This is a genomic window from Zarconia navalis LEGE 11467, assembly GCF_015207075.1.
Classification (GTDB): Bacteria; Cyanobacteriota; Cyanobacteriia; order Cyanobacteriales; family Geitlerinemataceae; genus Zarconia; species Zarconia navalis.
This window is the reverse complement of record NZ_JADEXN010000424.1, coordinates 1-5134: the sequence shown is the minus strand read 5'-3', so window position 1 is coordinate 5134 and position 5134 is coordinate 1. Positions and strand designations below refer to the sequence as shown.

At 53.7% G+C, this 5134-nt stretch carries 5 protein-coding genes; 2 read left to right on the top strand and 3 right to left on the bottom strand.

From position 1 onward, the window contains the following. The first annotated feature begins 184 nt into the window (after positions 1-184). Positions 185-538, top strand: coding sequence for an NAD(P)H-quinone oxidoreductase subunit M (locus IQ235_RS18535; RefSeq protein WP_264322894.1), 354 nt, complete (start codon positions 185-187; stop codon positions 536-538). Positions 539-636: 98 nt separating this feature from the next. Here the strand turns inward: IQ235_RS18535 and IQ235_RS18530 are convergent, their stop codons facing one another. Continuing rightward, positions 637-3039 (bottom strand): PP2C family protein-serine/threonine phosphatase, encoded by a 2403-nt coding sequence (locus IQ235_RS18530; RefSeq protein WP_264322893.1) that lies wholly within the window; start codon positions 3037-3039, stop codon positions 637-639. On the opposite strand from IQ235_RS18530, the gene IQ235_RS18525 reads away from it, so the two are divergent. Continuing rightward, positions 3038-3208, top strand: coding sequence for a hypothetical protein (locus IQ235_RS18525; protein ID WP_264322892.1), 171 nt, complete (start codon positions 3038-3040; stop codon positions 3206-3208). The two genes, IQ235_RS18530 and IQ235_RS18525, sit on opposite strands and share 2 nt — an antisense overlap. A 103-nt stretch (positions 3209-3311) precedes the next feature. On the opposite strand, the gene IQ235_RS18520 is transcribed toward IQ235_RS18525, so the two are convergent. Then, positions 3312-4325: a threo-3-hydroxy-L-aspartate ammonia-lyase gene (locus IQ235_RS18520; RefSeq protein WP_264322891.1), complete on the bottom strand. Its 1014-nt coding sequence runs from the start codon at positions 4323-4325 to the stop codon at positions 3312-3314. 107 nt (positions 4326-4432) lie between these two features. Beyond that, on the bottom strand, positions 4433-5134 hold a 702-nt coding region (locus IQ235_RS18515; RefSeq protein ID WP_264322890.1), incomplete at its 5' end, for a pentapeptide repeat-containing protein.

The following is a 5134-nucleotide window of genomic DNA, read 5'->3' as shown; positions in this document are numbered from 1 at the left end:
TGCCTACTCCATTTTTGGCTCGCTATCTTATCATCTAAATTTAGAGGAGATTGGCAGTTGTTGTAGATTTGCTATAAGAGAATACCATTAAAAAGAACAAATGCCTTGAGAATTTGAGTTACAGACCTTTACAATCGATGGTAGCCTCTCAAGCCCAATTCAAAATACCAGTTCTAAATACCCTATGTTACTGAAGTCTACAACGCGCCACATTCACATCTTCACCGCCGAAGTTCGAGATCGAGACTTAATCCCCAACGAGGGTCTGCTGACTCTCGATGTCGATCCCGACAACGAACTGCTTTGGAACGACGAAGCACTGCAATCGGTTTACCGCAAGTTCGAGGAGTTAGTTAAAGCCTGCGACGAGCGAGATTTAACGGAGTATAATATTCGGCGGATCGGCTCGGATTTAGAACATTTCGTGCGATCGCTCCTGGCCGACGGTAAAGTCAGCTATAACCTCAACAGCCGAGTTACCAACTACAGTTTGGGATTGCCCCGCGTTGGCGAAAACGAAAACAAGCTAGCCGGATAATCGATCGAGATCTCCATCTTGTCGGCTGGGGACATTGGGGGAGACTGGGTGATGGGGAGAAAACCATCACCCAGTCTCTCCATCACCCAGTCTCCCTATCACTCAGTCTCCCCATCTCCTCCATCTTCAGAAGAGGGTGTTCGAGACTGGCAACTACCCAGTTCTTCGGGAGGTAGGGGGGTTTCGATCAACTCAAATTCGGCAGCTTCTAAGTCTTTTTGGAGAATCCATTCTGGTTCCTTAGTTTGCGTTGGCGTCACGGTTCGATCGGTTTCGTTTTCGATCGCCGATTCGACATCCGGTGATGTTGTTGAAGAAACAGGAAGCTGCTCTGTGGGCTGCGCAACTTTACACCGCTCGAGCTGCAACCAAATCTCGCCTTCAATTTCCTGACGGTTCGCCACTTGCAAAAGACTTTGCGGGGGGACTTCAAGTCGATCGGAGCGATCGGAGTCGGTGGCTGTGTCGTCGAGCTTTTCCGTATGGGGTTGGAGAACGACCGCATTCTTCGTGCGAATCAATGCGTTCGTTCCGAGTGTTTCGGCAATTGGAGTGACCTCTTCAACAACAGGTGCTGGTCGTGCAGTGTTTTCGGAGATCGGTTCCGATGGTGCGGTTTCTCGGTTCAAAAGTCCATTGACCTGTTTCCGAAACGGAATTGCGAATTGATACGCTAGTGCTGCGGCGATCGCCAGGGTGGCTAAAAACGAGAGCAACACGAGCAATACCTTCGATCTCTGCGAGCTTTTGGGTGGGGGAGCTAGAACGGTGCTTGCTCCCTCGCGATTCTCAGTTAAATTCTCCGTACGACCGAGATCGGCGGTTTCTTCTAAAGTTGCGGTGTCATCTCCCGAGACGGTCTGTGTCTGCGATATTAGAGATGGTGGAGGTGGAACCGATTCGAGGCAATCGCACAGAGATTCGATCGAAATTTCGGTTTTCGGTTTTGGAGCGACCCGTACCGACAACAGAGCAACGGTAACATTATCGTGACCGTTTTCGGTATTGGCAATTTCCACTAATCGCCGAACCACCTCGCTGGGGGTAGTTTTTCCATGTAAGAGGGGCAAAATTTCCTCTTCCCAATGTTGCTCGACGCGATCGTAATCGCTCAAACCATCGGAACACAGCAAGAACGCGCAATCTTCCCCGAGGACGAAGCGTTCGATGGTCGGATGGAGAGTGGTAGACGGCCCCATTCCCAATGCTTGTACCAGAGAGCCAGAAGCCACCTGTTGCAAAGCGTCGCGATAGAGCGCATATCCCAATCGCACTTCGCGACTCGCCACATCGTCATCGAGGGTCAGTTGATAGCAGCCGGTGCGAGTAATTAAGTAACCACGAGAGTCGCCGACATGGGTCAGATACATTTCACGACCGTGGGTCAGTCCCATCACCAAAGTCGTTCCCATGCGCTGGCGACCCTGTCGGTGTTCGCTGTTATTTTGAGCGCCGATGGCTGTATTGGCTTCATAGGCTAAATGTTCGAGTTCTCGCCCGATCGACTCGGGGGTTAGCTCCTCCGTGGCATCGAGCAAGGATTGGAGTTGACCTTGGATGGTAGAGATTGCCATTCTTGATGCCACATCTCCGCCTTCATGTCCCCCCACACCATCGCAAACGATTGCCAGGCTATCGGTGGTGACAGTTCGTTCGGTACCGCTATCGGGGTAACAAGCATCCTCATTGCGGGAGCGACTCGGGCCGCGATCGCTTGCCGTCGCCACTTGTATTTGGCGAGAGCGGGCGGCATCGAGAACTCTCAATCCTCGATCGAGTAAGGCGATCAGTTGTTCGGAACTTTGTACCTCACCCGAGCGTAACTGAGTACAGAGGCGATCGAGAAACGCCTTCAACGGGGTGGCAGTGCGATCGACCCACTCCCCCCAAACTTGTCCGAGATGTTCGAGATTGCAGCCCGTGCGATCGGGAACCAGTTCCAACAAGCGCACCAACGACCCTTCTACTCGCAACAGTTCCGGTCGCAGCAGACTTGCCGCTACCCCAACCTCTGCACAAGGTTGCCACAGCCGCGCGATCTGCCACAACCACCCCAACTGGATCGAGGGTTCTGCATGGCTCCACTGGCGATCGATGGACGGGCGCAGTTGAATGGCCTCGGGAAGCGGTTCGACGGGGCATTTCTCCAAAAGCCAGATGTCTCGGCTTTGCCCTCCGGCTTTTGGGGAAATGCGTCCGTACACCTGGGGGACGTGGAGTTGGTGGACGAACAATTTGAGATAAGATTCGATAAATTCAGGAATCTCGTCGGTCATTTCGGGTAGCAGACCGGGGTGAGTATCGAGGAGAATGCCGTTGCCTTTGTGGAGGTAGCGATCGGCTAGAAGTTGTCCCGGTTGCGCGCTAAGTTCGCTGCCCACCGGCCACAAGTAGTATTTGGGAACCCAGGTACCGCATTTCTGGCAGAACTGGTTGCCTTCGGGATTGGGAGCATGACACGAAGGGTTGGGACAGTGAAGCGTTGCCGTAGGACTTTGCATGGGTGTTCCTTGCCAGAGCGGTCGGGTTTGGCTGGCGCGATCGTCCGACGATCGATCGAACCCGGCCCAAACCTTTCATCATCTTAACGGCAATGGCGTTCGACTTCAGGCTTGTTGTTCCACAGCAAACAACCAGAAGAGTCAACCGACAGTGAATCGCGAACGATAGGAGAGTGATTATTGGGTTATTCTTCTCTTCTCTCCTACCTCCACGGCTCTCCCTGCCCGCCAATGCCTAAATCTAAAAAATACACGCTGGTAAAGTTTCCCCATCACGATCGAGAGGATTTCCCAGAACCCGAACCGTGACGCATCACAACGTTTCCCCCACTGACGATGACTCCGATACGGGCATCCTGACGAGTCATCACTCCCGAGAGCAATGCGGCTGCCGCTAAGGCTCCCGTGGGTTCGACGACAATTTTCATCCGTTCCCACAGAAATAACATCGCTTCTTCAATGGCTTCTTCAGAGACGGTTACCATATCGGCAACGTAGTGCAGGACGAGGGGAAACGTAATCGTGCCCAGATATGGCGTGCGCGCCCCATCGGCGATCGTCTCCGGGTTATCGATGCGATGCAGGACTTGGGTGTGGAACGATCGGGTGGCATCGTCGGCTTGTTGTGGTTCGACTCCGATCGTGCGACAGTTGGGCGACAAGGCGCGAGCGGCGATCGCGCAGCCGGAGAGCAACCCCCCGCCGCCACAACAGACTAAGAGCAAATCGAGTTCTCCCACTTCCTCAATCAGTTCTTTAGCTGCCGTTCCCTGTCCCGCGACGACGTGGGGGTGGTTATAAGGAGGGATGGGAGTCAAATTGCGCTCTTGGGCGATTTGCCCCCCCAAGGCTTCCCGCATCACCCGCGTTCGATCGTAGAGAATCACTTCAGCCCCGTAACCTCGCGTGGCGGCAATTTTCACCTGGGGAGCATCTTCGGGCATGATGATGGTGGTGGGAATATCGAGGAGTTGACCGGCCAGGGCGATAGCTTGGGCGTGGTTGCCCGAAGAATAGGTGAGAACTCCCTGCCGTGCGAGATCGGGCGAGAGTTGCGACAGAGCATTGTACGCCCCCCGAAACTTGAACGATCCCACCCGTTGAAAATTTTCACACTTGAAGTAGACTCGGCTGCCCGTTTGGCGATCGATCGTGCCCGAGGTAAGCACGGGGGTTTGATGGGCGACCCCCGATAATCGAGCCGCCGCCGCTTCGATATCGGCATAATCTACAGCAAGGTGGGTTCGATCGATTTCGGTATCGGCAATGGGGTAAGCTACATTCATCGTCAATCTCGTCATCTCAAATTCGGTTAGACACCGATCGTATCGCGTGGTGAGTTCGACCGCGCCCGAATCCGAAGTTTGCGTTCCTTCTGCCTCCCCAGGCTCTCTTACCTTCGATACTTGCTGCCATCGGGTAAAATCGCTCCTTCCCAATTGACATTTTCCAGGTTGGCGCGGTGTAAGTTTGCCCCTCGGAGATTTGCCCCTTGGAAGTTCGTATTTCTTAAATTCGCCCCCGTCAGGTTCGCCCAGCGACAGTAGACTTGAAAGAGATTGGCATCGCTCAAATCTGCCCGAAAGAAATACACCCCATTCAGGTACGCTTGGGTCAGGTTTGCTCGGTTCAGGTTGACTCGAACCAAGTTGGCTTCGATGAGATCGGCGCGGTAGAGATTCGCCCCGCTCAAATGAGCGTCGATCGCATGGGTCGATCGTAGGTTAGCTTCGCTTAGATTGCTACGATCGAGTCGAACACCGCTTAAGTCGGCACTTTGGAGATTTGCCGATCGCAAATTCGTGCCGATGAAGTTCGCCTCGCTCAAGTTGGCATCCTGGAGATTCACCCCCCTCAAGTCCGTGCCGATAAGATTTGCACCCCGTAAATCCACCCCTTGTAAATCGATATTCATCAGAGTGGTAACGCTCAAATCCGGTTGAATATCCGGGTTGCGGGTTCTCCAAGCGGCCCATCCATCGACTCCTTGTTTGAGTTGGGCGAGATGTTCGACATTGACCATGGAGATATTAGTGAGATGGGTGTGGGTGGGATGCGATCGAGGGGCATGGTGGTTGTTGCCTCGACCCTTATC